The sequence below is a fragment of the Janibacter cremeus genome (genome assembly GCF_013409205.1).
Taxonomy (GTDB): domain Bacteria; phylum Actinomycetota; class Actinomycetes; order Actinomycetales; family Dermatophilaceae; genus Janibacter; species Janibacter cremeus.
In genome coordinates this window covers 625,112-651,904 of record NZ_JACCAE010000001.1, presented here as the reverse complement: position 1 = coordinate 651,904, position 26,793 = coordinate 625,112, and the positions used below count along the sequence as shown (strand labels likewise).

General features: G+C 71.0%; 31 protein-coding genes. 26 read left to right on the top strand and 5 right to left on the bottom strand.

What is annotated here, in order from left to right:
- Positions 1–25 precede the first annotated feature (25 nt).
- From ftsY to BJY20_RS02955, 4 genes are all read left to right on the top strand, one after another.
- Positions 26–1,516: a signal recognition particle-docking protein FtsY gene (gene ftsY, locus BJY20_RS02970; RefSeq protein WP_185990164.1), complete on the top strand. Its 1,491-nt coding sequence runs from the start codon at positions 26–28 to the stop codon at positions 1,514–1,516.
- Positions 1,517–1,626: 110 nt separating this feature from the next.
- The gene (locus BJY20_RS02965) at positions 1,627–2,970 is read left to right on the top strand and encodes an ammonium transporter (protein ID WP_185990163.1); all 1,344 of its coding nucleotides are present in this window, start codon (positions 1,627–1,629) and stop codon (positions 2,968–2,970) included.
- Positions 2,967–3,305 (top strand): P-II family nitrogen regulator, encoded by a 339-nt coding sequence (locus BJY20_RS02960; protein ID WP_185990162.1) that lies wholly within the window; start codon positions 2,967–2,969, stop codon positions 3,303–3,305. Before BJY20_RS02965 ends, BJY20_RS02960 begins: the two co-directional genes overlap by 4 nt.
- Before the next feature lie 13 nt (positions 3,306–3,318).
- A complete protein-coding gene (locus tag BJY20_RS02955) occupies positions 3,319–4,287 on the top strand; it encodes a [protein-PII] uridylyltransferase family protein (RefSeq protein WP_185990161.1) in 969 nt (322 codons plus the stop codon).
- Here the strand turns inward: BJY20_RS02955 and BJY20_RS02950 are convergent.
- Positions 4,229–4,753 carry a DUF4333 domain-containing protein gene (locus BJY20_RS02950; protein ID WP_185990160.1) on the bottom strand — a complete coding sequence of 175 codons (525 nt, stop codon included), beginning with the start codon at positions 4,751–4,753 and terminating at the stop codon, positions 4,229–4,231. The two genes, BJY20_RS02955 and BJY20_RS02950, sit on opposite strands and share 59 nt — an antisense overlap.
- A 454-nt stretch (positions 4,754–5,207) precedes the next feature.
- Between BJY20_RS02950 and ffh the strand changes: the two genes are divergently transcribed.
- From ffh to trmD, 8 genes are all read left to right on the top strand, one after another.
- Positions 5,208–6,824 (top strand): signal recognition particle protein, encoded by a 1,617-nt coding sequence (gene ffh / locus BJY20_RS02945; protein ID WP_185990159.1) that lies wholly within the window; start codon positions 5,208–5,210, stop codon positions 6,822–6,824.
- 27 nt (positions 6,825–6,851) lie between these two features.
- Positions 6,852–7,655, top strand: coding sequence for an alpha/beta fold hydrolase (locus BJY20_RS02940; protein WP_185990158.1), 804 nt, complete (start codon positions 6,852–6,854; stop codon positions 7,653–7,655).
- A 60-nt stretch (positions 7,656–7,715) separates the two neighbouring features.
- Positions 7,716–8,357, top strand: coding sequence for an SDR family oxidoreductase (locus tag BJY20_RS02935; RefSeq protein WP_185990157.1), 642 nt, complete (start codon positions 7,716–7,718; stop codon positions 8,355–8,357).
- A 30-nt stretch (positions 8,358–8,387) separates the two neighbouring features.
- Positions 8,388–9,476, top strand: a complete 1,089-nt coding sequence (locus BJY20_RS02930) for an amidohydrolase family protein (protein WP_185990156.1) — start codon at positions 8,388–8,390, stop codon at positions 9,474–9,476.
- 187 nt (positions 9,477–9,663) lie between these two features.
- Positions 9,664–10,152 (top strand): 30S ribosomal protein S16, encoded by a 489-nt coding sequence (rpsP, locus tag BJY20_RS02925; protein WP_185990155.1) that lies wholly within the window; start codon positions 9,664–9,666, stop codon positions 10,150–10,152.
- 1 nt (position 10,153) lies between these two features.
- Positions 10,154–10,396, top strand: a complete 243-nt coding sequence (locus BJY20_RS02920) for an RNA-binding protein (protein ID WP_185990154.1) — start codon at positions 10,154–10,156, stop codon at positions 10,394–10,396.
- Positions 10,397–10,504: 108 nt separating this feature from the next.
- A complete protein-coding gene (gene rimM, locus BJY20_RS02915; RefSeq protein WP_185990153.1) occupies positions 10,505–11,044 on the top strand; it encodes a ribosome maturation factor RimM in 540 nt (179 codons plus the stop codon).
- A 2-nt stretch (positions 11,045–11,046) separates the two neighbouring features.
- Positions 11,047–12,246, top strand: coding sequence for a tRNA (guanosine(37)-N1)-methyltransferase TrmD (gene trmD / locus BJY20_RS02910; protein ID WP_185990152.1), 1,200 nt, complete (start codon positions 11,047–11,049; stop codon positions 12,244–12,246).
- A gap of 1 nt (position 12,247) precedes the next feature.
- On the opposite strand, the gene BJY20_RS02905 is transcribed toward trmD, so the two are convergent.
- Positions 12,248–12,604 carry a hypothetical protein gene (locus tag BJY20_RS02905; RefSeq protein WP_185990151.1) on the bottom strand — a complete coding sequence of 119 codons (357 nt, stop codon included), beginning with the start codon at positions 12,602–12,604 and terminating at the stop codon, positions 12,248–12,250.
- A 174-nt stretch (positions 12,605–12,778) separates the two neighbouring features.
- On the opposite strand from BJY20_RS02905, the gene rplS reads away from it, so the two are divergent.
- The 12 genes from rplS to BJY20_RS02845 all read left to right on the top strand — a co-directional run bounded on the left by rplS (position 12,779) and on the right by BJY20_RS02845 (position 22,094).
- Positions 12,779–13,135: a 50S ribosomal protein L19 gene (gene rplS, locus BJY20_RS02900; protein WP_185990150.1), complete on the top strand. Its 357-nt coding sequence runs from the start codon at positions 12,779–12,781 to the stop codon at positions 13,133–13,135.
- Positions 13,136–13,172: 37 nt separating this feature from the next.
- On the top strand, positions 13,173–13,856 hold the full coding sequence (lepB, locus tag BJY20_RS02895) for a signal peptidase I (RefSeq protein WP_185990149.1): 684 nt from the start codon (positions 13,173–13,175) through the stop codon (positions 13,854–13,856).
- Positions 13,857–13,966: 110 nt separating this feature from the next.
- Positions 13,967–14,788 carry a signal peptidase I gene (gene lepB / locus BJY20_RS02890; protein ID WP_185990148.1) on the top strand — a complete coding sequence of 274 codons (822 nt, stop codon included), beginning with the start codon at positions 13,967–13,969 and terminating at the stop codon, positions 14,786–14,788.
- The gene (locus BJY20_RS02885) at positions 14,785–15,552 is read left to right on the top strand and encodes a ribonuclease HII (RefSeq protein ID WP_185990147.1); all 768 of its coding nucleotides are present in this window, start codon (positions 14,785–14,787) and stop codon (positions 15,550–15,552) included. Before lepB (BJY20_RS02890) ends, BJY20_RS02885 begins: the two co-directional genes overlap by 4 nt.
- The gene (locus BJY20_RS02880) at positions 15,549–15,863 is read left to right on the top strand and encodes a DUF2469 family protein (RefSeq protein ID WP_185990146.1); all 315 of its coding nucleotides are present in this window, start codon (positions 15,549–15,551) and stop codon (positions 15,861–15,863) included. The genes BJY20_RS02885 and BJY20_RS02880 overlap by 4 nt, the downstream gene beginning before the upstream one ends.
- A gap of 120 nt (positions 15,864–15,983) precedes the next feature.
- Complete coding sequence (locus BJY20_RS02875) at positions 15,984–16,607, top strand: biotin transporter BioY (protein ID WP_185990145.1); 624 nt, start codon at positions 15,984–15,986, stop codon at positions 16,605–16,607.
- Positions 16,604–17,296 (top strand): energy-coupling factor ABC transporter ATP-binding protein, encoded by a 693-nt coding sequence (locus tag BJY20_RS02870; protein WP_425484113.1) that lies wholly within the window; start codon positions 16,604–16,606, stop codon positions 17,294–17,296. Before BJY20_RS02875 ends, BJY20_RS02870 begins: the two co-directional genes overlap by 4 nt.
- Positions 17,293–17,904 (top strand): energy-coupling factor transporter transmembrane component T family protein, encoded by a 612-nt coding sequence (locus tag BJY20_RS02865; protein ID WP_185990144.1) that lies wholly within the window; start codon positions 17,293–17,295, stop codon positions 17,902–17,904. The genes BJY20_RS02870 and BJY20_RS02865 overlap by 4 nt, the downstream gene beginning before the upstream one ends.
- Positions 17,905–18,017: 113 nt before the next feature.
- Positions 18,018–18,389: a YraN family protein gene (locus BJY20_RS02860; RefSeq protein ID WP_185990143.1), complete on the top strand. Its 372-nt coding sequence runs from the start codon at positions 18,018–18,020 to the stop codon at positions 18,387–18,389.
- Positions 18,386–19,921 (top strand): YifB family Mg chelatase-like AAA ATPase, encoded by a 1,536-nt coding sequence (locus BJY20_RS02855; RefSeq protein ID WP_185990142.1) that lies wholly within the window; start codon positions 18,386–18,388, stop codon positions 19,919–19,921. The genes BJY20_RS02860 and BJY20_RS02855 overlap by 4 nt, the downstream gene beginning before the upstream one ends.
- A complete protein-coding gene (dprA, locus tag BJY20_RS02850) occupies positions 19,918–21,108 on the top strand; it encodes a DNA-processing protein DprA (protein WP_185990141.1) in 1,191 nt (396 codons plus the stop codon). Before BJY20_RS02855 ends, dprA begins: the two co-directional genes overlap by 4 nt.
- A 41-nt stretch (positions 21,109–21,149) precedes the next feature.
- Positions 21,150–22,094 (top strand): tyrosine recombinase, encoded by a 945-nt coding sequence (locus tag BJY20_RS02845; protein ID WP_185990140.1) that lies wholly within the window; start codon positions 21,150–21,152, stop codon positions 22,092–22,094.
- 9 nt (positions 22,095–22,103) lie between these two features.
- Here BJY20_RS02845 and BJY20_RS02840 read toward each other — a convergent pair whose 3' ends face one another.
- Positions 22,104–22,595, bottom strand: a complete 492-nt coding sequence (locus tag BJY20_RS02840; RefSeq protein ID WP_185990139.1) for a murein hydrolase activator EnvC family protein — start codon at positions 22,593–22,595, stop codon at positions 22,104–22,106.
- Positions 22,596–22,698: 103 nt separating this feature from the next.
- The gene (locus BJY20_RS02835; protein ID WP_185990138.1) at positions 22,699–23,856 is read right to left on the bottom strand and encodes a pyridoxal phosphate-dependent aminotransferase; all 1,158 of its coding nucleotides are present in this window, start codon (positions 23,854–23,856) and stop codon (positions 22,699–22,701) included.
- Between the two features lie 272 nt (positions 23,857–24,128).
- Here BJY20_RS02835 and rpsB point away from each other — a divergent pair, with 272 nt between their 5' ends.
- Both rpsB and tsf read left to right on the top strand, forming a co-directional pair.
- Positions 24,129–25,106: a 30S ribosomal protein S2 gene (gene rpsB, locus BJY20_RS02830; protein ID WP_185990137.1), complete on the top strand. Its 978-nt coding sequence runs from the start codon at positions 24,129–24,131 to the stop codon at positions 25,104–25,106.
- 46 nt (positions 25,107–25,152) lie between these two features.
- Entirely contained in the window at positions 25,153–25,980 is an 828-nt protein-coding gene (gene tsf / locus BJY20_RS02825) for a translation elongation factor Ts (RefSeq protein ID WP_185990136.1), read from the top strand.
- A 57-nt stretch (positions 25,981–26,037) separates the two neighbouring features.
- On the opposite strand, the gene BJY20_RS02820 is transcribed toward tsf, so the two are convergent.
- On the bottom strand, positions 26,038–26,772 hold the full coding sequence (locus BJY20_RS02820) for a hypothetical protein (RefSeq protein WP_185990135.1): 735 nt from the start codon (positions 26,770–26,772) through the stop codon (positions 26,038–26,040).
- Positions 26,773–26,793: the final 21 nt, after the last annotated feature.

Here is a 26,793-nt window from a genome sequence, read left to right as displayed (position 1 = left end):
CCGACCCTGCGAAGATGGTCCCGTGATGGGTATCGACACGTTGACCGAGTACATCCTCGTGGCCGTCGCGCTGCTGGTCCTCCTCGGGGGGATGGCAGTGGGCCTGCTGCGCGGCAGGGGCGGGAAGAGCAAGGAGCTCCCGCCGGAGCACCGCCCCCCGGAGCGCCCCAAGGGCTCCGCCGACCACCGCAGCGGCACGATCGTGCTCGACCGGCCGAGTGAGCATGCCAAGCCGGAGGAGACGAAGGGGGATGAGACCCCGGATGACGAGGGACTGGCTGGGAAGACCGCAGAGACGCCCGCTGAGGAGCCCGCGGACCCCACCCTCGCAGAGCCCGGTCCCGCAGAGCAGACGCCGGTCGACGAGGAGCCCGCCGCGGCCACCACGACCCCGCAGGCCACGCCGGAGGCCACGACCGACGAGGACTTCACGCCCGTCGAGTCCGACGCGGATGAGCGCGCGCGGACCGCTGCCACCGCACCGACCGCGGAGCCGACCGAGTCCGACGCCGCACCGCAGGAGGCACCCACGACGGAGCCCGAGGCGGCGCCCGAGCCCGAGCCTGCACCAGAACCAGAGCTCGACGCCCCTGCCCCGACCCGGGACCGGATGCGTTCGTTGCGCTCCCGCCTGGCGCGTTCCAACGGTGCGATCGGCAAGGGCCTGCTCGCGCTCCTGTCCCAGGGGTCGTTGACCGAGGAGGACTGGGAGGACGTCGAGGACACCCTCCTGGCGGCCGATCTGGGCATGGAGCCGACCACCGAGCTCGTCGACTCCCTGCGCGAGCGCGTGTCCGTCGACGGCACCACCGACCCCGAGGTCGCCAAGGACTGGCTCTACCAGGACCTGCTGAAGCTCGTGGACCCCACCATGGACCGAGGCCTCGCGGCCAGCCGTGTGGACGGCCGGCCGGCCTGCATCCTCGTCGTCGGGGTCAACGGCACCGGCAAGACGACGACCGTCGGCAAGCTCGCCCGCGTCCTCGTCGCCAACGACCGCGACGTGGTCCTCGGCGCGGCGGACACCTTCCGCGCCGCGGCGGCCGACCAGCTCGAGACGTGGGGCGCGCGTGTCGGAGTGCCGACCATCCGCAGCGACCGCGATGGCGCCGACCCGGCCGCCGTCGCCTTCGACGCGGTCAAGGCAGGCCACGAGATGGAGTCCGACGCGGTGATCGTCGACACGGCGGGCCGGCTGCACAACAAGGTCGGCCTCATGGACGAGCTGGCCAAGGTCAAGCGCGTCATCGAGAAGCAGAATCCGATCGACGAGGTGCTCCTCGTCCTGGACGCGACGACCGGGCAGAACGGCCTGGCCCAGGCCAAGGTCTTCGCCGAGGCGGTCAACATCACCGGCGTCGTGCTGACCAAGCTCGACGGCACCGCGAAGGGGGGCATCGTCGTCGCCGTCCAGCGCACGCTCGACGTGCCGGTCAAGCTCGTCGGCCTCGGTGAGGGCCCGGACGACCTGGCGCCCTTCGTCCCGGAGGCCTTCGTCGACGCGATCGTCGGCTGACCTCGCCCCGGTCGCGGTCGACACCGAAAGTTCACGTGGACGGCCCACACGAAATGCTGCGGTAACGACGACGCCCCGACCGCGCAACATGAGCGACGCAGGGTTGCGGCATGGAAACCACACTCGACACCGGCCTGACCGCCTGGATGCTCGTCAGCGCATCACTCGTGCTGCTGATGACCCCCGGGCTCGCCCTCTTCTACGGCGGGATGGTCCGCACGAAGTCCGTCCTGAACATGATGATGATGTCCTACGGCGCCATGGCCGTCGTGGGCGTCGTCTACGTCCTGTGGGGGTGGTCGATGTCCTACGCGAGCGACTCCGTCGGTGGCATCGTCGGCAACCCCTTGACCCACTTCGGCCTCGCCGACTCGATCACCGATGCCTCGGGGGAGTTCGTCCTCGACGGTGGCCTGCCCGTCATCGTCGACGTGGGCTTCCAGGTGACCTTCGCCATCATCACCGTGGCCCTCATCAGCGGCGCCATCGCCGACCGGGTCAGGTTCGGCACCTGGCTGGTCTTCGCCGGGCTGTGGTCGACGCTCGCGTACTTCCCGATGGCCCACATGGTCTGGGGTGGCGGCCTGCTCAGCGCCGACGGTCCCTTCGCCGGCATCGCCGAACCGATCGACTTCGCCGGTGGCACGGTCGTGCACATCAACGCCGGTGTCGCCGCCCTCGTCCTCGCCGTCGTCGTCGGGCGTCGAGCGGGTTTCGGCTCGGTCGTCCTGCGTCCGCACAACCTGCCGCTGGTCATGCTCGGTGCCGCCCTCCTGTGGTTCGGGTGGTTCGGCTTCAATGCCGGCTCGGCCTACGGGGCCAACGGCGTCGCCGGGCTGGCCTGGGTCAACACCACGACGGCGACCTGCGCCGCGATCCTCGGCTGGCTGCTCGTGGAGAAGATTCGGGATGGCCACGCGACGTCGCTCGGTGCCGCCTCCGGCATCGTCGCCGGTCTGGTCGCGGTCACCCCGGCGGCAGGGTCGGTCTCCCCGGTGGGCTCGCTCGCACTCGGCGCTGTCGCCGGTGCCCTCAGCGCGTTGGCCGTGGGCCTGAAGTTTCGCCTCGGCTACGACGACAGCCTCGACGTCGTCGGCGTCCACCTCGTCGCCGGTCTCTGGGGCACGGTGGCCATCGGGTTCCTGGCCACGGAGACCGGACTGCTCTACGGCGGTGGCGTCGCCCAGCTCGTCGTGCAGGTCATCATCGCCCTCGTCGCAGTGATCATCTCGGCGCTCGTCACGATCGTCATCGCCCTCGTCCTGAAGCACACGATGGGCTGGCGGATCAGCGAGGACGACGAGTCCAGTGGCATCGATGCTTCGACGCACGCTGAGTCCGGCTACGACTTCGGGGGCCTGGGCGCACCTCGCTCCACCGCATTCCTCGGGGCCAGCGGCCCCGTTCCCACCCCGGTCGCTGCGGCCGGAACCACCTCGGAGGTCCGCTCATGAAGCTCATCACGGCCATCGTCAAGCCCCACCGGATCGACGACGTGAAGGAAGCGTTGGAGTCCTTCGGGATCACGGGCATGACCGTCAGCGAGGCCAGTGGATTCGGTCGCCAGCGCGGCCACAGCGAGGTCTACCGGGGCGCCGAGTACGTCGTCGACTTCGTGCCGAAGATCCGCCTGGAGATCCTGGTCGAGGACGTCGATGCCGGCCCGGTCGTCGATGCCGTCGTGACCGCATCCCGTACCGGACGCATCGGCGACGGCAAGGTCTGGGTGACCCCCGTCGAGGACGTCGTCCGCGTTCGCACGGGTGAGAAGGGGGAGGAGGCCCTGTGAGCCTCGCTGGCCGATGAGAAGTGTCGGTGCGGGTATCAGGGCCGCGCGCCTCGACCTGGCCGGTACCCGGGAGTTCGCCACCCCGGGTGCCGGGCGGGCGCGTCGGGCGGCCATCGCCGCGGTGACCCGTGACTGGCTCACCGACTTGTACACCGATGCGGTGGGGGAGCGCGAAGGGGTGGGCCTTGCAGCCGTGGGTTCCCTCGCCCGCGGGTGGTCGGGCCCGCTGAGCGACCTCGACCTCGTCCTCCTCCACGATGGCCGGAGCCTGCCGGCCGATGAGCTGGAGAGGGTGGCCGAGCGGCTCTGGTACCCCGTGTGGGACTCGGGTCTCTCCCTCGACCACGCGGTGCGTTCGGTGGCCCAGTGCCGTGCGGTGGCCGGGGACGACCTGTCGGCCGCCACCGGCCTGCTCGAGCTCTCGCTCGTCGCCGGTGACCCCGTCGTGGTGGACACGGCTCGTGACGGCGTGGGGCGTGACTGGTGTGCCGGTGCGCGCACCCGACTGCCTCCCTTCGTCGAGGCGGTGCGCGAGCGGCACCGTCGGTACGGGGAGCTGGCCCAGCAGGTCCAGCCCGACCTGAAGGAGGCCTTCGGAGGGCTGCGGGACGTGGCGGTCCTGGGGGCGCTGACTCGCGCCCGGCCGGCCGATCAGCCCCACGGGCCGGTGGAGCCGGCCCGGGAGCAGCTGCTCGATGTGCGCGACGCCCTGCACGTCGTCACCGGCCGTGGTCGGGACCGTCTGGTCGCCGAGGAGCACGACGCCGTCACCGCGCTGCTCGGCCTCACCGACCCCGACGACATGCTCACCCGTACCGCCACGGCCGCGAGGACGATCGCGTCGGCGCTGGGATCGACGATGCGCCTTGCAGGGCAGAGCCAACGCGTCGACACGGCGGGCCGGCTGCACAACAAGGTCGGCCTCAGTTCAGCGACTGCTGGAAGGACAGGTAGAACGAGACCCGGTTGTCGTCGTCGATGACCGCCCAGTCAACCGTGACCTCGACGTCCGAGCGCGCGCCCGGATCGCCGGGTACGGGGGCCGTGCAGGTCGTCGTCCTGCCCTTGATGAGCACGAGATGCTCTGGGCAGGAGATGTCGTCCCTGGTGTGTCCAGCGCCGCTCAACCCTTTGGCGACGTGCTTCTCCACATCGTCCTTGGGCAGCTGGTTCAGGCTGCTGGTGTTCGGCGTCGTCCCCTCTGGGGGCGTCGGGACCGAACTGTCCGGCGCCGTCGGAGTGGTGCTCGTGGCGCTGGGTTCGGAGGTGCTGGATCCGGGGGTGCTGGGTTCGTCGGTGGTCGACCCGGACGTGGTCGACTCGGTCTGTTCCTGTGTGGGCGAGTCCTCGGCGTTCATGACGCCGATGAACACCAGCCCGCCGACACCGCAGATGCAAAAGAGGGTCAGGGCTGCGACGCCACCGATGATCCACGCCCAGGTGGGCACGCCGCCCTTCTTCGGGGGTGGGTCATAGGGTGATCCCGGACCTGTCTCCCAGGGGCCACCCGGACCGGAGCCGCCCTGCCCGGCGCCCCTCGATCCGTAGCCGGGGCTCGGCGGCTGCTGGCCGTAAGGGTCCGGCCCGGACGGGTTCTGCCGGGGCTCTGGTCCGGACTGCCCCGGAGGGGGCGGTGGCGTGCTCATGTTGCTCCCTGCTGTTTCGTGACCGGGAGCGCACAGGCACGTGTGTCCCCCGGAAGATGTGGCCGTGGTCGGCCACCCAACGGTATGTCAGTGCGATGACCCGGTGGACGCCTGGTGTGCTGGGCGCCCGAAACTCTCGCCAGGCGGGCCGCCGCGTCCGCCACTCGCTGCCCCGACACCCCCGTCGTGACCCCCTCCGACCGGTGTGGTGGAGACCGTGATGAAGGCGGGCCCCGGGGAAGATAGCCTTGGCCGGGTGTTCACCAGCCTGTCCGACCGCCTGACCGCGACGTTCAAGAACCTTCGCGGCAAGGGACGTCTGTCCGAGTCCGATGTCAACAAGACCGTCCGGGACATCCGGATGGCCCTGATCGACGCCGATGTGGCGCTGCCCGTGGTCAAGGACTTCACCCGGGCCGTGCGCGAGCGGGCCACCGGGGCCGAGGTCAGTGGTGCGCTCAACCCGGCGCAGCAGGTCATCAAGATCGTCAACGAGGAGCTCGTGACGATCCTGGGTGGCAACACCCGCACGATCGAGTTCGCGAAGCGGCCGCCAACGGTCATCATGCTCGCGGGCCTGCAGGGGTCGGGCAAGACGACGTTCGCCGGCAAGCTGGGTGCCTGGCTCAAGGACCAGGGCCACACGCCGGTCCTCGTCGCGGCCGACCTGCAGCGCCCCAACGCCGTCACCCAGCTCGAGGTGACCGGCGAGCGGGCCGGACTGCCGGTCTTCGCTCCCGAGCGCGGCAACCTCGGCGGGCACGACGCCGTCCGCGACTCCGGGGAGGGCACCCAGTCCTTCGGCGACCCGGTCGCCGTCAGCCGCGCCGGCGTCGCGCACGCGCAGTCCCAGCACCACGACGTCGTCATCGTCGACACCGCGGGTCGGCTCGCGGTGGACGAGGCGCTGATGCAGCAGGCGGCGGACATCCGCGAGGCGGTCCGACCCGACGAAGTCCTCTTCGTCATCGACGCGATGATCGGTCAGGCGGCCGTCGAGACCGCCCAGGCGTTCATGGAGGGCGTCGACTTCACCGGTGTCGTGCTCTCGAAGCTCGACGGTGACGCCCGCGGTGGAGCCGCACTGTCCGTCGCGGGCACCACCGGTCGCCCGATCATGTTCGCCTCCGTCGGTGAGCAGACCCGCGACATCGAGGTCTTCCACCCCGACCGGATGGCCAGCCGCATCCTCGACATGGGTGACGTCCTCACCCTCATCGAGCAGGCGGAACGCGCCTTCGAGCGTGGTCAGGCCGAGGAGATGCAGCGCAAGTTCCTCGCCGAGGAGGACTTCACCTTCGACGACTTCCTGCAGCAGATGTCGGCCATCAAGAAGATGGGCTCGCTGAAGTCGATGCTGAAGATGATGCCGGGCATGGGACAGATGTCCGCCCAGCTGGACAACCTCGACGAGCGCGAGTTCGACCGCATCGAGGCGATGGTGCGCTCGATGACCACCTTCGAGCGCACCCACCCCAAGCAGATCAACGGGTCGCGCCGCTCGCGCATCGCCAAGGGCTCCGGCGTGAGCGTCTCCGAGGTCAACCAGCTGCTCGAGCGCTTCGGCCAGGCACAGAAGATGATGAAGCAGATGGCCCGCGGTGGTGGCGGCATGCCCGGCATGCCCGGCATGCCGGGTGGCGGCGGCGGGGGAGCCGGCCGCAAGAAGGGCAAGCAGCAGCAGCGCAAGAAGGGCAAGTCGGGCAACCCGGCCAAGCGCGCCCAGCAGGAGCGGGAGGCGGCCGAGAAGGCGTCCGGGCGCACGAGTTCCCCCGGCTCGGCCTTCGGCGCGGGAGAGTCGAGCCAGCCGGACCCGGCCGACCTCGACCCGAGCCAGCTGCCCGAGGGCTTCGGGAAGTTCCTCGGCAAGTGAGTCTCGGCCCGGCAGTACGGTGACGGCATGAGTGAGCCGAGCCTGCACGCTGTCACCTCGGGTGAGTCCGGCCCCCGGGTCGCGTTCTGCCACGGCCTCCTGGGCCAGGGACGCAACTGGAACCAGATCGCCAAGGGTCTGGCCGACGTCTGTCGGCCCGCCCTGATCGACATGCCCGACCACGGGCACTCGCCGTGGTCGGAGCGGATCGACTACTTCGATGCGGCCGCGGTGCTCGCCGAGTCCCTGCGGGCCATCGATCCCGACGAGCCGTGGACGCTCGTCGGACACTCCATGGGTGGCAAGACCGCCATGGTGCTGGCCCTGACCGAGCCGGAGCTCATCGACAGGCTCGCGGTCGTGGACATCTCGCCCTCGCCCACCTCCTCGTTCACCGAGTTCGAGACCTTCCTCGCGGGGATGCGTGGGATGGACCTCGACCGCGTCAGCAGTCGTGCGGACGCGGACGAGGCGATGCGCGAGGCCGCCCCCGACCCGACGGTCCGCGGATTCCTCCTGCATAACCTGCGCCGGGACGGCGACGGCTGGCGCTGGTTGCCCAACCTGGCGGTCCTGGAGCGCGACATCGCGGCCATCGGCGGATGGCCGCAGGAGCGCATCGCCGCGCTTCCTCCCTTCGACGGTCCGGTGCTGTGGCTGGCCGGCGCGAACTCCCCCTACGTCTCGCAGGACAACGAGCCCGAGATGCGCCGGCTCTTCCCGAGGGTGCGCCAGGTGACGGTCAAGGAGGCCGGCCACTGGGTCCACTCCGAGCAGCCGGCGGTCACCACTGCCGCCCTGCGCGCACTGATCAGCTCAGAGCGCGACTGAGAGATGTGATGGGGTGGAGGGGTGCCCACCGCGGGCGCACCTCGAGCAGAAGGAGTTGTCATGTCGCGCATCGCCATCATCGGTGGCCATGGAAAGATCGCCCTCGCGCTCACCCCCCTGCTGACGGAGCAGGACCACTCCGTGACGTCCGTGATCCGCAACCCCGACCACACCCGGGACGTCGAGTCCGTCGGCGGCACCCCGCTCGTGGCCGACGTGGAGCGTCTCGACACGGACGGCCTCGTCCAGGCGTTGGCGGGCCACGACGTCGTCGTCTGGGCCGCCGGTGCCGGAGGCGGTAGCCCGGAGCGCACCTACGCGGTCGACCGTGATGCCGCGATCCGGTCGATGGACGCCGCTGCGCAGGCCGGCGCGCAGCGCTACGTCATGATCAGCTACTGCGGAGCCGGCCCGGACCACGGAGTCGAGGCCGACAACCCCTTCGTCCACTACGCCGAGGCGAAGGCCGCGGCCGACGAGTACCTGCGTGGCACCGACCTCGACTGGACCGTCCTGGGGCCGAGCAAGCTCACCGACGGCAAGGCCACCGGTTCCATCGACGTCGGTCGCGACGGCGCCGGAGAGGTCTCCCGGGAGAACGTCGCCCGCGTGATCACCGAGGTACTCGAGGCCAACGGCACCGTGGGCCGCACGATCGAGTTCCACGACGGTGCCACGCCGATCTCCGAGGCGCTGCGCTGACGCACCCTTCGCCGGGGATAGCCTCGGACCATGGCTGATGTGCTGCACGTCACGGGAGAGGTGCTCGTCTCCGAGCACGAGAGCGTCCCCGAGCTCTGGGTCATCGACGGGAAGGTCTCCTTCACGCCGCCGACGAGCGGTGACGTGGAGACCGTCCGGGGATTCGTCCTGCCGGGTTTCGTCGACGCCCACTGCCACGTCGGGCTCGATGCCCACGGGGCGGTGGACGACGAGACGAGCGAGCAGCAGGCGCTCACCGACCGCGAGGCCGGCACCCTCCTGATCCGCGATGCCGGATCGCCAGCGGACACCCGGTGGATCGACGAGCGCGACGACCTGCCCAAGATCATCCGCGCCGGGCGGCACATCGCCCGCACCCGTCGTTACATCCGCAACTTCGCCCACGAGGTCGAGCCGGAGCAGCTCGTCTCCCGGGTGCGGGCAGAGGCACGGGCCGGTGATGGCTGGGTCAAGCTCGTCGGCGACTGGATCGACCGGGACGCGGGCGACCTCACCCCGTGCTGGCCGCGCGACGTGCTGACCGCGGCGATCGCAGCCGCCCACGAGGAGGGCGCCCGGGTGACCGCCCACTGCTTCGGCGAGGAGTCGCTCGCGGACTTCGCCGCCGCCGGCACGGACTGCATCGAGCACGCCACCGGCCTGGTCCCCGAGACCATCGACGCCTTCGCCCGTCAGGGCATCGCGATCGTCCCGACCCTGGTCAACATCGAGACCTTCCCGCAGATCGCGGCTCCGGCGGCCGAGAAGTTCCCCGACTACCACCGGCACATGCTGGAGCTGCACGAGCGGCGCTTCGAGACCATCGCCGCGGCCCGGGACGCCGGCATCGACGTCTACGTCGGCACCGATGCCGGTGGTTCGCTGCCGCACGGCCTGGTTGCCCAGGAGATGGAGCTGCTCACCCGGGCCGGCTTCTCGCACACCGAGGCGCTCGCCGCCGGCACCTGGCGCTCGCGCGAGTGGCTGGGGCGCCCGGCGATCGCCGAGGGAGAGGACGCCGACCTCGTCGTCGTCGCCGAGGACCCCCGCACGGACGTGCGCACCTGCGGTACGCCCGAGCACGTGATCCTTCGCGGCCGGCGGGTCGCCGGGCGCTGACTCCCCCTCGCCCCGGCGGGATCGGCGCCCTCGTCCGGATTCGAAGTGTGGCCGCCCGGTCTGGCAGACTGACCCGCTGTACCCGTCCGCGCTGTCCGCGCGCCGGATGCCTACACCCCGAGCATCGGTACCCCGTGCGAGAAGCGCACGGTCTGGCCGTGCTCACGATCTGAAGGAGACCACGCCAGTGGCCGTCAAGATTCGCCTGAAGCGCATGGGCAAGATCCGCGCCCCGTTCTACCGCGTCGTCGTCATGGATGCCCGTGCCAAGCGGGACGGGCGGGCGATCGAGGAGATCGGCCTGTACCACCCCACCGAGGAGCCCTCGGTCATCGACATCAACAGCGAGCGCGCGCTGTACTGGCTCTCCGAGGGTGCCCAGCCCACCGAGGCCGTCGCCGCCCTGCTGAAGGTCACCGGTGACTGGCAGAAGTTCAAGGGCGAGCCCGGCGCCGAGGGCACCCTGAAGTCCAGGGAGCCGAGGACCTCCAAGAAGGAGCTCTACGAGGCCGCTCTCGCCTCCTCCGACAAGGAGGCAAGCGAGCACGAGGCGATCACCTCCAAGAAGAAGGCCGACAAGGAGGCCGCCAAGGAGCAGGCCGCCGCCGAGCCGGCCGCCAAGGACGACGCCCCGAGCGCTCCCGCCGAGTCCCCCGCCGAGAACCCCGAGGCCTGAGATGCTCGACGAGGCGCTTGAGCACCTGGTCACCGGCATCGTCGACCACAAGGACGAGGTCGCCGTCCGGAGCAAGAACCTGCGTCGCGGGCAGATCCTCGAGGTGCGCGTGCACCCTGATGACCTCGGCCGTGTCATCGGTCGCTCCGGTCGCACCGCGTCCGCGCTGCGCACCGTCCTCGGTGCGCTCTCCGGTGGCGAGAACGTGCGGATCGACATCGTCGACACCGACCGCGAGCGCTGACCCGAGCAACCGGGCGACTCGCCAGTCATGGCCGGGGCCGGTATCCGTGACGGATGCCGGCCCCTCGTCATGTCCGGGGGCGTGGAGAAGGGACGTATCTTGGCCCGCATGAATACAACCGAGGGTCGCGTCGTCGCCAGGATCGGCAAACCCCACGCGCTGCGCGGTGAGGTGACCGTCCAGCTGCACACCGACGACCCCGAGTCCCGCTTCGTCCCAGGCGCCGTCTTCGACACCCGCGCGGAGGTCGGTTCCGGCGTCCCTCGGCAGCTGACCCTGGCCACCGCCCGGGTCCACCGGGGCATCTGGTTGCTGGGCTTCGAGGGGATCCCTGACCGCACCGGCGCCGAGTCCCTGCGTGGCACGCGCCTGGTCCTGGCCGAGCCGGACGAGTCGCAGGACGACGGCTGGTACGAGAAGGACCTCGTCGGCCTGATGGCGCACACACCCGCCGGTGACGTCATCGGAGAGGTCATCGCCCTCGAGCTGGGCGCCGCCCAGGACCGGCTCGTCCTGCGCCGGCCCACCGGTGAGGAGACGCTCATCCCCTTCGTCGAGGCGATCGTGCCGGAGATCGACCCGTCGGCCGGTCGGCTCGTGGTCGACGCGCCCCCCGGCCTGCTCGACATCGAGCAGCAGGGGGAGTGAGCATGCGCATCGACACCATCTCGATCTTCCCGGACTACCTCGCGCCGCTGGACCTCTCACTGATCGGCAGGGCGCGTCGTGAGGAAATCCTCGACGTGCGGGTGCACGACCTGCGCGACTTCACCCACGACCGTCACCGCACGGTGGACGACACCCCGTACGGCGGTGGCGCCGGGATGGTCATGAAGCCCCAGCCGTGGAGCGAGGCGCTCACCCACGTCCTGGACTCCGCCGACGAGACGACGGGCGGGGCCCCGGTGCTCATCGTCCCCGGGCCGGGTGGGGAACGCTTCAGCCAGGCGATGGCGCACGAGCTCGCTGACGCCCCGTGGCTGGCCTTCGCGTGTGGGCGCTACGAAGGGATCGATGAGCGGGCCTACGAGTGGGCGGCCGAGCGCATGCCGGTGCGGGTCGTGTCGCTGGGGGACTACGTCCTCAACGGTGGCGAGGTCGCGGTGCTCGCGATGGTCGAGGCCATCGGGCGGCTCCTGCCGGGCGTGGTCGGCAATGCCGAGTCGCTCGTCGAGGAGTCGCACGAGGGCGGCCTGCTCGAGTACCCGATCTACACCAAGCCGGCGACGTGGGACGGCGGTGACGGTGTGGAGCGAACGGTGCCCGACGTCCTGCTCGGTGGCAACCACGCCGCCATCGCCGCGTGGCGTCACGAGCAGCGTCTCACGCGCACGGCTGCGCGGCGCCCCGACCTGCTGCACACCGCGGCGACGACCAGCGACCTGGCCGATCTCGACCACGCCGTCGCGACCCCGTCCGACGCGCCGGAGCTGGCCGTGCTGCAGAAGGCCTGCTGGATCGAGATGGTCACGCCCGCCGAGGACTGGTGGGGCGCCCCGGCCGAGGACGCCGGCACGGTGGCGGAGAACCTCGGGCAGTGGACGACCCATCTCTTCCGCTCCGAGGGACGGCTGGTCATGTCCGTGCGCGTGCGACGTGACCCGCACCGACCGACGACCTGGCAGATCGCTCGGATCATGGTCGCGCCGGACCTGCAGCGCCAGGGCCTCGGTCGCGCCCTGCTCGCCCACGCCGAGGCCCTGGCTCCGGCCGACATCACGAGGTTCTGGCTCAACACGGGTGCCGACCAGCCCCGCCTGCTGAAGATCTACAAGAAGGCCGGGTACCGGGTCGTCGGGCCCGGTGTCGGGCCCGGCACCGTCGACCTCGTGCGTCGGCTGCGCTCCTGACCTACAGGCAGGCGGGCAGCCAGGTGCGCAGCACGACCTCGACGACCACTGTCGCTGCGAGGGCGAGGACCAGCCAGATCCAGCCCCGCGCGCGGTGCCCGAGGGAGAGCAGCGCGCCCGGGATCACCAGGAGCAGGAAGACCACGGGCAGGCCGGCCTGCAGCACCGGGCCGAAAGCCTCCGCTCCGGTGCAGCCCGGGAGCCCCGACCGCTCGATGCCGACCAGGTCCCGGGCCCTGGCGGCCAACACGGCCGCGGCCGGAACGAGGAGGACGAGGGTGAGGAGGACGCCGATCGAGCGGACGACGGGGTTGCCGTCGCCCTCGAGTGTCTCGACGGCTGCTCGATTTCTGGTCACGCACGTCCTCTGGCAGACTTGGTCATCGCGCTCATGACACCGCCCCTGCCACAGGGGGAGTGCGGGCTCACGACCACCCTCCAGTGGTCCGGGACCGCACGCGGCGGTGAGCACGACCTCCACACTACTGACGAGGGCGGACGACCTGTGGCGTTCGCGGGAAGCGACAACGCCATGCAGCGTTTCGACGAGATCGACAAGGCCTCCATCCGGGATGATGTCCCCGAGTTCCGCGCCGGTGACACCGTCAAGGTGCACGTGAAGGTCATCGAGGGCAGCCGTTCGCGTATCCAGGTCTTCCAGGGCGTCGTCATCCGTCGCCACGGCGGTGGCGTCGGCGAGACCTTCACTGTCCGCAAGACCTCCTTCGGCGTCGGCATCGAGCGCACCTTCCCGGTGCACGCGCCCGTGATCGACAAGATCGAGGTCGCCACCCGTGGCGACGTGCGTCGCGCGAAGCTGTACTACCTGCGTGACCGCAAGGGCAAGGCCGCCCGTATCCGCGAGAAGCGCGAGACCCCCTCGAAGTGACGTCGCCGCACCGCCGGCGGGTCGTCGGCTGACCTCGATGGCGAGCGACCCCGCCGCGGACGCGGACGAATCGACCCCCGCCGGGGACCCGGCGGGGGTCGATTCGCGTCCGGCCCGACGCCTCCTGCTCGAGGTCGGCGTCGGCGTTCTGCTCCTGGTCCTGCTGCGGGTCTTCGTCATCCAGTCCTTCCACGTCCCCAGCGGCTCGATGGAGCCGACGATCCGACCCGGGGACCGCGTCGTCGTGACCAAGATCGGTGCAGGGGCCGTCGAGCGTGGCGACGTCATCGTCTTCGACGGTACGACGACGTTCGCGGGCGGGGTCAGTGACCCTTCGGTGCCCCGCGGACGCCTCGGCCGAGCACTCTCGGCCGGTGCGTCGACCGTGTCCATCGACCTGGGGGAGCAGGACTACCTCAAGCGGGTCGTCGGCGTCGGCGGTGACACCGTCTCGTGCACGCCGGACGGGGGACTGGTCGTCAACGCAGAGCCGGCCGCCGAGCCGTGGCTCGCCCCCGGCGAGCTGCCGTGCGAGACCCCCTTCGACGTGGGTGTGCCTCCCGAGCGGCTCTTCGTCCTCGGCGACAACCGTTCGGAGTCGGCCGACTCGCGCAGTCACCTGGGCGACCCGGGAGGTGGCATGGTCCCGCTCGACGACGTCGTCGGACACGTCGTCTGGCGCTACTGGCCGCTCGCTCGCACCGGTGGCCTCGGCGACTGAGGCCGGACGACACGACGACACACAAGCCTCCGGTGCACACCTGCGGCGGACGAGCAGCGATACTGGAGGGGACCACGCCCGGTCCCCGGGCGCACTAGAGGAAGAGACCAGTGGCACACGACCCCGACTCGGCACGCGCGGAGGCCGAAGAAGCGCAACGGGAGCGAGCCCGCGCCGAACGCGCGCGCCATGGGCAGGGGTTCGGCGCCAGGCTCGGTTCCGCGGTGAAGGAGGTCGTCGTCGTCCTCGCGATGGCGCTCGTGCTCTCCTTCATCGTCAAGACCTTCCTCATCCAGGCCTTCTTCATCCCGAGCGAGTCGATGGAGGACACGCTGCTCGTGGGTGACCGCGTCGTCGTCTCGAAGCTCTCCCCGACACTCGTCGACATCGATCGTGGCGACATCGTCGTCTTCGACGACCCGGGCAGCTGGCTCGACCCCGTCCCCGAGGTCAACCGCGGTGCGGCGCTGAACGGCGTGCGCGACGCCCTGATGTTCGTCGGGCTGCTGCCCGATACCTCCGAGGGGCACCTGATCAAGCGCGTGATCGGTCTGCCGGGCGACCACGTCCAGTGCTGCGATGCCGAGGGCCACCTGCTCGTCAACGGCACGGCGATCGACGAGCAGGTCTACCTCAGGCCCAGCGCGGACGAGAACCACCAGGAATTCAACATCACTGTTCCCGAGGGGCGCCTGTGGGTCATGGGTGACAACCGCGGGGACTCGTCCGACTCGCGTTACCACGATCCGGGCGGAACCGGCGCCGAGGGCTCCGTGGCCATCGACCTCGTCGTCGGCAAGGCCGTGGTGACGGTGTGGCCACTCAACCGGATCGGCCGCCTCTCCGACCACGACGACGTCTTCGACGACGTGCCGGATCCGGGCGACAGGGCTGTCGGCATGGCCGCCCGTGAGGTCCCGTCGACCCGATGACCCGCCCCGGCACCCCGCGGTCCTCCCGGCCCAGTCTGCGCCTCGAGCGTGAGCTGCAGCGGGCCGGGCACCAGGTGATCGCCGGGATGGACGAGGTCGGCCGTGGCGCGCTCGCCGGTCCGGTGAGCGTCGGGGTCGTGGTCATCGACGAGACGAGCCCGAGCGCACCCACCGGCGTGAAGGACTCCAAGCTGCTCACGGCGGCGGCCCGCGAGCGGATGGCCCCGCGGCTGATCCGCTGGGCCCGCGCCCATGCCGTCGGCCATGCGATGCCCGGTGAGATCGACGAGATCGGGATCATCGCCGCCCTGCGCCTGGCCGGGACACGTGCGCTGGCCGATCTCGGCCTCGTGCCGGACCTCGTGCTCCTCGACGGCAACCACGACTGGCTCACCGACCCCGAGCAGGTCGGGCTCTTCGCCGAGATGACCGGGACCGCGACCCCGCCGGTGCGCACGATGATCAAGGGTGACATGCGGTGCAGCTCGGTGGCTGCCGCGAGCGTGCTGGCCAAGGTGGAACGCGACGGCATGATGGCCGAGCTCGACCGTGAGCACCCGCACTACGGCTGGGCCGACAACAAGGGTTACTCGGCCAGTGCCCACATGGACGCCCTGTCCGTGCACGGCGCCTGTGACCACCACCGCCGCTCCTGGTCGTTGCCCGGGGTGGGCCCCGCGGTGCCCGTCGTCGTCGTGGATGATGGTGCGGACGTCGTCACCCGACCTGTCGGCGATCTGGTCGGCGAAGGGAGACCGCAGTGAGCTCGGAGGACCTGGAGAGGTACGAGACCGAGATGGAGCTCGCGCTCTACCGGGAGTACCGCGACGTCGTCCACCTGTTCAGCCACGTCGTGGAGACCGAGAGGCGCTTCTACCTCGCCAACAGCGTCGACGTGAAGGTTCGCGGAGAGGGCGTCGAGGTCTACTTCGAGGTGACGATGGAGGACGCGTGGGTGTGGGACATCTACCGTCCCGCGCGCTTCGCCCGGCAGGTGCGGGTGGTCACCTTCAAGGACGTCAACGTCGAGGAGCTGGCGAAGCCCGAGCTCGAGGTGCCGGAGAGCCCGTTCTGACGCGTTGACGCACGTCGTCCGTGGTCGTGTTGACGAGGCGTGACCCTCGCTCTAACCTGAACGCTGTTCACCTGAAATGAACGCCGTTCAGTCGCGCGTCACGACCACCCGAGGACACCCATGGCCCGCCGCCCCCGCTCGACCTCCACCGACCTGGCTCTCGTCGCCGCCTTCGCCGCGCTGGTCGCCGTGGCCGCGATCCTGCCCGCGATCAGTGTCGCCGGACCGGTCCCGATCACTCTGCAGACCCTCGCGGTGCTGCTGTGCGGCGCCGTGCTGGGGGCCAGGCGCGGATTCCTGGCGGTGCTGCTGTACATCGTCGTCGGTGCCGCAGGACTCCCGGTCTTCTCCGGCGGGGCAGGGGGACTGGGCGTCCTGGCCGGGCCCAGCGCCGGCTACCTCATCGGGTTCCCGCTCGCCGCGGCAATGTGCGGCTTCATCGTCGAGCGGTTGCCGCGGCGTCTGGGAGCCACGAGCATCCCCGCCGTCTTCGTGGCCGGGCTGCTCTCCAGTGCGCTGTTCATCCACACCTGTGGGATGGCCGGTCTGGTGCTGCGCGCCGACATGACCTGGGCGCAGGCCTTCGACACGGACAAGATCTTCTGGATCGGGGACGTGCTCAAGAACGTGCTGATGGCGCTCGTTGCCACCGCCGTCCACCGCGCCTTCCCGACCCTGCTCCACCGACAGCTTGCCGCGGCGCCCCGGGGCGCCGGTGCGCAGCAGACCCACGTCGGGGCGTGAGCCACCTCCAGCTGCGCTCCGCAGCGGTGCGCCCGACGGCCGACGGGCCGATGGTCCTGCATCCCACCACGCTCGAGCTGACTGAGCAGCGCATCGCCTTGGTCGGGGCCAACGGCTCCGGGAAGTCCACGTTGGCGCGCCTCTTCAACGGCTTGGTCCCGGCCAGCAGCGGGCAGGTGCTCGTCGACGGGCTCGACGTCGCCGGCGACGGCGCCCGAGTGCGTCGACGGGTGGGCTTCGTCTTCTCCGACCCGGCCGCGCAGCTGGTGATGCCGACCGCCGCCGAGGACGTGGCTCTCTCCCTTCGCCGTACCCATCGGGACAAGGCGGCCCGCCGTGCCGCTGCCCTGGCGACGCTGGACGCCTTCGGCCTGGCCGGACGGGGTGACCAGAGCGTGCACACCCTCTCCGGGGGCCAGCGCCAGCTGCTCGCCCTGGCCGGGGTCCTCGCGACGTCGCCGTCGGTGCTGGTGGCCGACGAGCCCACCACGCTCCTCGACCTGCGTAACAGCCTGCACGTCGGCGACCTACTCCTCTCCCTCGAGCAGCAGCTGGTGCTGGTCACGCACGACCTGGACCTGGCCCGGCGCTGTGACCGGGTGCTGGTGATCGATGCCGGGCGAGTGGTCCACGACGGACCGGCCGAGGAGACGGTCGAGCGGTACCGTGCGTTGGCGGTGGCGGGATGAGCACGCCCGCACTCCTGGGTGACTACCGCCCGGGCAGCACCTGGCTGCACCGACTCGGTCCGGGCGCCAAGCTGCTCGGGCTGTGCGGGTGCGCGGTACTGCTCGTCGCGGTCCGCTGGCCGCCGCTGGCCGTTGCTGCCGTGCTCGTGGCCCTCGCCCTGGCACTCGCGTCCGGCATCGGGTGGCGCGGGGCGGCAAGGACCCTGCGTGGGGTCCTCGTGGTGGCGGTGCTGCTCGGGGGCTGGTTGGTCTGGCAGCACGGGTGGGAGCGTGCGGTCGACTCGATCGGTGACCTGCTGGCCCTGGTCCTGCTCGCCTCCGTGCTCACCCGGACCACCTCGGTCGACGACATGCTCGACACCGTCACCGGCGCGCTCATGCCGTTGCGTCGCTTCGGCGCGGATCCGGGGCGCGCGGCACTGACCTTCTCCCTGATGATTCGCGCGATCCCGAGCACCCTCGAGGTTGCCGAGGAGACCAGGCAGGCTGCTCTCGCCCGGGGGATGACGCGCAGTCCCCGGGCCCGACTGGTGCCGTTGGTGATCCGCGTGGTCGCACGCGCCCAGTCCACCGGCGAGGCGCTGGCCGCGCGCGGCGTCGACGACTGACGGCGCCGACGGCGTCCACAACCCCGGGGCGGCACCGGCGCTCATCCACAGGTGGCGAAGGGAGGGCACGCCTGCTCCTGCGTGTCACTTGACTGTGCTTGGAGGTGGTCGAGATGACCGAGCAAGCATCCGCACGAGCGGCTCTGGGAGTGGCCGGCGAGGACATGGCGCAGCAGTACCTCACCGATCGCGGGATGGTCCTGCTGGACCGCAACTGGCGTTGTCGCGAGGGCGAGATCGACCTCGTCCTGCGCGACGGTGACACGGTGGTCGTGTGCGAGGTGAAGACCCGCCGCACGAGAGCCTTCGGTGACCCGATCCAGGCGATCACGCGGGCGAAGCTGGCCCGGTTGCGTCGCCTCGCCGGGTGCTGGCTCGCCGATCACTGCATGTCCGCGCCGTGCGTGCGCCTCGACATCGTCGCCCTGCTGCAGCACCCCGACGGCACCTACTCGGTCGACCATCGCGCCGGGGTGGGGCAGTGAGCATCGGGGTGACCCGCGGGGTCGCCCTGCGCGGCATCACCGGTCGGGTCGTCGACGTCGAGTGCCACAGCGGGCAGGGGCTGCCGACCTTCGAGATCGGTGGTCTGCCGGACACGGCGCTGCGCCAGGCACCCCAGCGGGTGCGGGCGGCAGCCATCGCCGCCGGGCACTCCCTCAACCAGCGGCAGCTGACGATCAACCTCTCGCCGGCCTCGATCCCCAAGCACGGGACGTCCTTCGACCTGGGGATCGCCGTCGCGGCCCTGACTGCCTGCGAGGTCCTCCCCGCGGCGACGGTGCGCCCCATCGTCCACCTTGCGGAGCTCGGTCTCGACGGACGCCTGCGGCACGTCACCGGCATCCTCCCGGCGGTCCTCGCCGCCCAGGAGGCAGGCTGCACGCAGGTCGTCGTCGCACCGAGCGACGTCGCGGAGGCGGGCCTCGTCGACGGGATCACCGTCTCGACGGCGGCCACGCTCGAGGACCTCGTCGACGGCTACCGCTCACTGGCGAAGGGGGAGCCGCCGCCACCGGCATCCGTCCCGCCGGAGCACGTGGCAGCGTCCGAGGGAAGGCACCTCGACCTCGCCGACGTCTCGGGGCAGCACGAGGCCCGGGCGGCACTGACTCTTGCCGCGGCCGGCGGGCACCACCTGCTGCTCAACGGGCCCCCCGGATCGGGCAAGACCATGCTCGCCGAGCGGTTGGTGACGATCCTGCCGCCGCTCACCCGGGAGCAAGCACTCGAGAGTCTTGCCGTGCGCTCCCTGCTCGGCGCGGTGCCCGCGGGGATCGACCTCGCTCCGCCCTTCGTCGCTCCGCACCACTCGGCCAGCGTGCCCTCACTCGTGGGCGGCGGGACAGCAGCGGTGCTCCCGGGGGCGGTCTCCCAGGCCCACCATGGCGTGCTTTTCCTGGATGAGGCTGCCGAGTTCGCCGGGTCCGCGCTGCAAGCCCTGCGCCAGCCGTTGGAGTCCGGCGAAGTAGTCGTCGCCCGGGCCCGTGAGCGGGTGTCGTATCCGGCGCGGGTGCAGCTCGTGCTCGCAGCGAATCCCTGCCCGTGCGGGGAGGGGTTCGGCAAGGGACTGAACTGCCGATGCCGACCGACCGAGCGTCGGGCCTATGCCGCACGCCTGAGCGGACCACTCATGGACCGGATGGACATCCAGGTCCAGGTGCCCAAGGTCAGCCTCGCCGACCTCCGCGAGGATCCGCCCGACTCCAGCGAAGCAGTGGCCGCACGGGTCATGCAGGCCCGCAGCGCCCAGGCGGCACGCTGGCCCGCGGATCGCTGGCAGCTCAACAGCCATGTCCCCGGTCCCGTGCTGAGGCGGGCTCCGTGGCGCCTGCCGTCGGCGACGACACGACTGCTCGATCGTGCGCTCGAGCTGGGTCAGGTGACCCTGCGTGGCTACGACAGGGTGCTCAGACTGGCCTGGTCGAGCGCCGACCTGCACGGACGCACGATCCCGAGCGTCGACGATGTCGGACTGGCCCTGATGTACCGCACCCAGGGCGCGGTGGCCGCATGAGTGCCGGTCGTCAGCGGGTACCCACCCGGGCCGAGGTGGCTCGCGCCCACGCGGAGGTCGGTCCCGACCAGCGGCGTGCGCGGGTCGCGTGGTCGCGCCTGCTGGAGCCGCAGCGCGAGCGCGTGAGCGACAAGCCCTCCGCCCTCCAGGAGCACATCGCGCGGCTCGGCCACGTCGAGGCGTGGCACCGGCTCGTCGACGACGATCTGCCCCGGTGTGGGAGCGCCCGCGCCCGGGTGCCCGATGTCGACGTCGACGGTGAGCTGGCCAGGGCCGTCCGCTCGGGTGCCCGGGTGGTCATCCCCGGCGACGCGGACTGGCCCGGGACCCTCGACCATCCCGACATCGCCCCACATCTGCTGCACGTGCGCGGCCAGGGGTGCCTGGGCGACCTCGCGGAGCGAGCAGTGGCCATCGTCGGGTCACGGGCGAGCAGCGGCTACGGAGAGGCCATCGCCCGCGAGATGGGGGCCGGCGTCGCCCGGCACGGGTGGAGCGTCGTCTCCGGGGCGGCCTATGGGATCGACGCGGCGGCCCACCAGGGAGCGCTCGCGGTCGACGGTCCCGCGATCGCGGTGCTTCCCTGCGGACCGGACCGCGTGTACCCGCGTGGACACGAGCGACTCGTCCATGCCGTCGCCGAGACGGGTGTCGTCATCACCGAGCTGGCCACGGGCATGACCGCGCGACGACACCGCTTCCTCGCCCGCAACCGACTCATCGCGGCCCTGGGCAGCGCCTGCATCGTCGTCGAGGCGGGCCTGCGCTCGGGGTCGCTCAACACCTCGGGCTGGGCCGATGCCCTGCACCGGCCGATCGGGGCCGTGCCCGGGCCGGTCACCCAGATGTCCTCGGCGGGCTGCCACGAGTGGATCCGCCGCGGTCAGGCCACCCTCGTCACCGACGCCGACGAGGTGCTCGCCCTGGCGGCACCGGTGGGGCAGGCTCCGGCCGAGGCCGTCGAGCTGCTGGGGCCGGGCCGTGCTCCCGACGTGATGACCAGTGACCAGCGGCGAGTCCACGACCGGCTCGAGGTCCGACGAGGCAGTGACGTCGCTGCCATCGCCACCGAGCTCGTCGTGCCGGTCGAGGAGGTCATCGCACGGCTGGCGATGATGCAGCTCGAGGGCTGGGCCCACCAGGGTGACGACGGGTGCTGGTACCGGGGTGGTGGCCCGACACGGTGAGCATCCACCGTCGCCGGCACCGGGCGTGGCACGGTGGACGGGTGAGCACGGCATCCACCCGGGAGCCGCCACCCGCGCCGCGGTGGGTGGCGCAGTCGGTCGACGCCTTCGCCGACCACCTCGTCCGCGAGCGTGACCGCTCCGAGCACACGGTGCGTGCCTATGCCGGGGACGTGCGGGCATGCCTGACCTGGTGCGCCGCCGACGGCAGCAGCTCGCTCGCCGACATCGACCTGGTGGCGTTGCGTGCGTGGCTGGGCACCCTCGCCAGCGGGGGAGTGGCACGATCGACCTTGTCCCGCCGATCGGCGGCGGTGCGCACCTTCTTCGCCTGGGCGAGACGCACCGGGCGGATCGGGACCGACCCCGCGCTGCGGCTGGCCTCACCCAAGAGACAGCGGACCCTGCCTGATGTCCTGACCAAGGACGGAGCCACCGCAGTCCTCGACGTCGCCGCGGTGGCCGCCGACGACGAGGACCCGATCCACCTGCGCAACCGGGCCGTCCTCGAGCTGCTCTACGCCACCGGTATCCGCGTCGGGGAGTTGACCGGGCTGGACGTCGACGACGCCGACCGCGACCGCAGGGTCGTGCGCGTGCTCGGCAAGGGCCGCAAGGAGCGGATGGTCCCCTTCGGCCAGCCGGCCGACGCTGCGCTCGCCGAGTGGCTCGAGCACGGCCGCCCGCTCGTCGCGACGTCCGACTCCGGCCCCGCGCTCTTCCTCGGCCGTCGGGGTCGTCGGGTCGACCCGCGCCAGGTGCGCGAGGTCGTGCACAGCCTGCTGGCCCACGTCCCGGACGCCCCCGATCTCGGCCCGCACGGGCTGCGGCACTCCGCCGCGACGCACCTGCTCGAGGGAGGGGCCGACCTGAGGATGGTCCAGGAGTTGCTCGGCCACTCCTCGCTGGCCACCACCCAGATCTACACGCACGTCTCACTCGACCGGCTCCGCGACAGCTACCGTCAGGCCCACCCGCGGGCCTGATCCCGCTCGTCAGGGCACCGGCAGCAGGATCACCCGCCGAGCGCCGAAGTAGGGGAGCGGGTCGATGTAGTCGTCGGTCCGCTTCGCCCCCAGGTGCAGGCAGGTACGCGGAGCGCAGTGGTTCGCGCCGGCCCCGATGTGCCCGACGATCTGGCCACGTCGTACCCGGTCACCGACCACGAGGTCGCTGACCACCGGCTCGTAGGTGCTGCGGATGCCGGAGCCGTGGGTGATGCTCAGCGTCCCGCGGCCGGCGATCGTCCCGCGATGGGTGACGACGCCACCCGCGACCGCGGTGACGCCCGCCCCCTTCGCCGTCCTCAGATCGATCCCACGGTGCCCGGGGCCCCACCGCTCGGTGGGTGCATCGAAGGAGGCCGCCACCGCAGGCCGCTCGCCGTCGCCGACGGGCCACAACCACGTCGGGCCCGAGGGGGGAGGGGGAGGGAGCCCGACGAGTGCGCCGGCGAGGGCGAGGGCGAGGGGTGCGGTGGCGGCCATGCGGACCAGCCTCGCGGGCTCGACACCCGATCGGGGACGACCAGGGCCGGATGTGGACGAGGGGCTGCGGCCGGTCTGGTTGTGGACGAGCAGCCGCAGCCGGTCAGCCCATGGCGGCGAGGCGTCGGCACGCCTCGTGCAGCTTGTCCTGGTGCTTGCAGAAGGCGAAGCGCACCAGGCTCGCCGTCTCGTCGGGGGAGTCGCAGAAGACGGACACCGGGACGCCGACGACACCGACTCGCTCCGGCAGCTGCAGGCACCACTGCACCGCATCGGTGACGCCGAGCGGCGCGGCGTCGGCGACGACGAAATACGTGCCCTGCGGTACCGAGACCTCGAAGCCGGCTGCGGTGAGACCCTCGACGAGCAGGTCACGCCGCAGGGCGAGCGACGAGGTCAGCTCCTCGAGGATCCCCGGACCCAGCCGCAGCGCGTCGGCGACCGCGTGCTGCAGGGGAGAGGACGTGGCGAAGGTCAGGTACTGCTTGACGGTCGTCACCGCAGTGACCAGTCGCTCGGGCCCGCTGACCCAGCCGACCTTCCACCCGGTGACCGAGAAGGTCTTTCCCGCCGACCCGATCGTCAGCGTCCGCTCGGCCATGCCCGGGAGAGTAGCGATCGGTACGTGCACGGCGCCGTCGTAGGTCATGTGCTCGTAGACCTCGTCACTGACCACCCACGCGTCGTGCTCACGAGCGAGGTCGGCGATGACGGTGAGCTCCTCCCGGGTGAAGACCTTGCCGAGCGGGTTGTGCGGGGTGTTGAGCAGGACGATTTTCGTCCGCTCGGAGAACGCGGCGGCCAGACGCTCGCGGTCGAAGCCCGGACCCGGAAGGGTCAGTGGCACGCAGCGCTGCACGCCACCGGCGAGCGAGATCCCGGCGGCATAGCTGTCGTAGTACGGCTCGAAGGTCACGACCTCGTCGCCCGGCTCGAGGAGGGCCAGCAGTGCGCTCGCGATCGCCTCGGTCGCCCCCGAGGTCACCAGCACCTCGGTCCCGGGGTCGAGGTCGATGCCGTAGCGGTCGTGCTGGTGCTCTGCGATGGCGGAGCGAAGGGCGGGGACGCCCTGGCCGGGCGGGTACTGGTTGTACCCGGCGGCGATGGCGCGACGGGCTGCCTGGAGCACCTCCTCGGGCCCGTCCGTGTCCGGGAAGCCCTGGCCGAGATTCACCGCGTCGTGCTGGCGGGCCAGCGCCGACATCTTCGAGAAGACGGTCTCGGCGTAGGGGCGCATCCGGGCCACAAGAGGATCACTCATGGCCCCGACCCTAGGGCCCGCTCGGCCCGGCCCACGGACGAAGGGGCCACCGGACCTTCGACGGGGCGCGGGATTTCCTCCTTCGTCCTGCCGGGGCCTAAGATGGGTGGCACATCCAGTGTGTCTGGATGAATTCGCGTGTTCCTTCGCCGGGTGACGAGTTCCGACTCCGAATCCGGGGCGCACCACAGCAGTCCCGGTCCGCACGGACCGGGTGGGGTGGGTCGGGACACCAGGAGAGAACTGACAACCCACGACGAGAGGACTTCGGCATGGCCGTCGTCACCATGCGCCAGCTCCTGGAGAGCGGCGTCCACTTCGGGCACCAGACCCGCCGGTGGAACCCCAAGATGAAGCGCTTCATCATGACCGAGCGCAACGGCATCTACATCATCGACCTGCAGCAGTCGCTGACCTACATCAACGACGCCTACGAGTTCGTCAAGCAGACGGTCGCCCACGGCGGCACCATCCTGTTCGTCGGCACGAAGAAGCAGGCCCAGGAGCCGATCGCCGAGCAGGCGACGCGCGTCGGGATGCCCTACGTCAACCACCGCTGGCTCGGTGGCATGCTCACCAACTTCCAGACGATCTCCAAGCGACTCACCCGGCTGAAGGAGCTCCAGGAGCTCGACTTCGACACCGTCGCCGGCTCCGGCTACACGAAGAAGGAACTGCTCATCCTTCGTCGTGAGCACGACAAGCTGGAGAAGACCCTCGGCGGTATCCGCGACATGACCAAGGTCCCCTCCGCGGTCTGGATCGTCGACACCAAGAAGGAGCACCTGGCGGTCGACGAGGCCCAGAAGCTCGGCCTGCCGGTCATCGCCATCCTCGACACCAACTGCGACCCGGACGAGGTCCAGTACAAGATCCCCGGCAACGACGACGCGATCCGCTCGGTCACCCTGCTGACCCGGGTCGTCGCTGACGCGGTCGCCGACGGCCTCATGGCCCGTGGTGGCGGCAGCGCCACCCAGGGCGAGGCATCCGCCGAGCCGATGGCCGAGTGGGAGCGCGAGCTCCTCGCCGGTGAGGGCGAGACCGCCGCTGCGGTCGAGCAGGCGCCGGCTGCAGCTGTTCCCGATGCCGAGACCGAGGCAGCTGCCACCGAGGCCGCCGCCGAGGTGCCGGTCACCGACGCGCCCGCCGAGTCGGAGACCCCGGCGCAGACCGCGGCCTCCGACGAGACCGCGACGTCCCCGGAGTCCGCGCCCGCCACCCCGGCCGCGGACACCCCCGAGGCCTGAGCCACTCACCACTCGTCCATTCCTGAAGAAGGAGAACGGCACACACATGGCGAACTACACCGCCGCTGACATCAAGGACCTGCGCGAGCGCACCGGCGCGGGCATGCTCGACGTGAAGAAGGCCCTCGACGAGGCCGACGGCGACAAGACCAAGGCCATCGAGGGTCTGCGGATCAAGGGCCTGAAGGGCGTCACCAAGCGCGAGGGTCGCACCACCTCCAACGGGGTCGTGGTCGCCAAGGCCGAGGCCGGCGTGGGCACCCTCGTCGAGGTCCTGTGCGAGACCGACTTCGTCGCCAAGGCCGCCCCCTTCGGCGCCCTTGCCGACCAGGTCCTGGCCGCGGCCATCGAGTCCGGGGCCACGGACGCCGAGGGCCTGCTCGCGGCGACCGTGGACGGCAAGACCGTCCAGGATCTCCTCGACGAGGCCAACGCCACCATCGGTGAGAAGATCGAGGTCAAGCGGGTTGCCCGTGTCGAGGCTCCGAACGTCTCGGCCTACCTGCACAAGACCAGCCAGGACCTGCCTGCGCAGATCGGTGTCCTCATGGGTACCGAGGGTGGCGACGGCCAGGTCGGTCGCGACGTCGCGATGCACATCGCCGCGTTCAGCCCGAAGTTCCTCACCCGTGACGAGATCGACTCCGAGACGGTGGCCAACGAGCGCCGCATCGCCGAGGAGACCGCCAAGGAGGAGGGCAAGCCGGAGGCCGCGATGCCGAAGATCATCGAGGGTCGCGTCAACGGCTTCTTCAAGGAGAACGTGCTGCTCGACCAGCCGTTCGCCAAGGACACCAAGAAGTCCGTCGCCACCGTTCTCGAGGAGGCCGGTGCGAGCGCGACGCAGTTCGCTCGCTTCCGCGTCGGTTCCTGACCCGCGCAGCACCCCACGAAGGGGGCCACACCCGCTCGTCGGGCGTGGCCCCCTTCGTCATGGACCGGGTGTGCCGTGCTTCTCCTCGTAGATGGCACCCTCGCCGGCGATGTAGTTGGCGCATTTCTGCTCGTCCTGCACGCCGTCGGGAAACATCTGGTCCAGCGTCGGCTGGTCGATCAGCGCGCAGTGGCCGTCCGAGGGCGCCTGTGCCGGGGGAGGTGTTCCAGCCGGCTCCTGGGGCGTCGGCGCGGACGCCGGCTCATGAGTGATGATCAGGCCGCCCGCCTCGGTGCGGCAGGTCGAGGCCCGGCCCGGGGCCTGCGAGGAGGAGCTGTTGCAATTCCACTCGCCGATGTCGACGTATCCACCGCTGCCCTGGGGTGGGGACGGGGGATCCGTGTAGTAGCGGGTCAACAGGGCCACGGCGAAGGCGCAGTCGACGTCTGCGGCGATGATCTCGACGGTGACCAGATCCCCGATGGTCGTGGTGACCTGCCCGCAGCGCTGGGGGCCGACGGGAGCGGCTGGCGTCGTGGACGAGGCCGTGCTCGTGGTCGTGGTGCTCGTGGCCTCCACCGGCCGGGCCGTGCTCGTCGTCGGGGTGCTGCTCGTGCTGGTGGGCGAGGTCCGTGAGGAGGTCGTGCCCTGCGAGGTGCTGGCGGAGGAGGTGGAGTGTGACGTCGAGGAGGTCGCAGCGTCCGTCGAGCCGGCGGCGGCGCAACCGGAGAGCGCGAGGGCAGCGACGAGCAGCAGACCAATCGCCCCGCGACCCGGGTTCATTGGTGCCATGCCGACTCCTCGCCCGAGTGG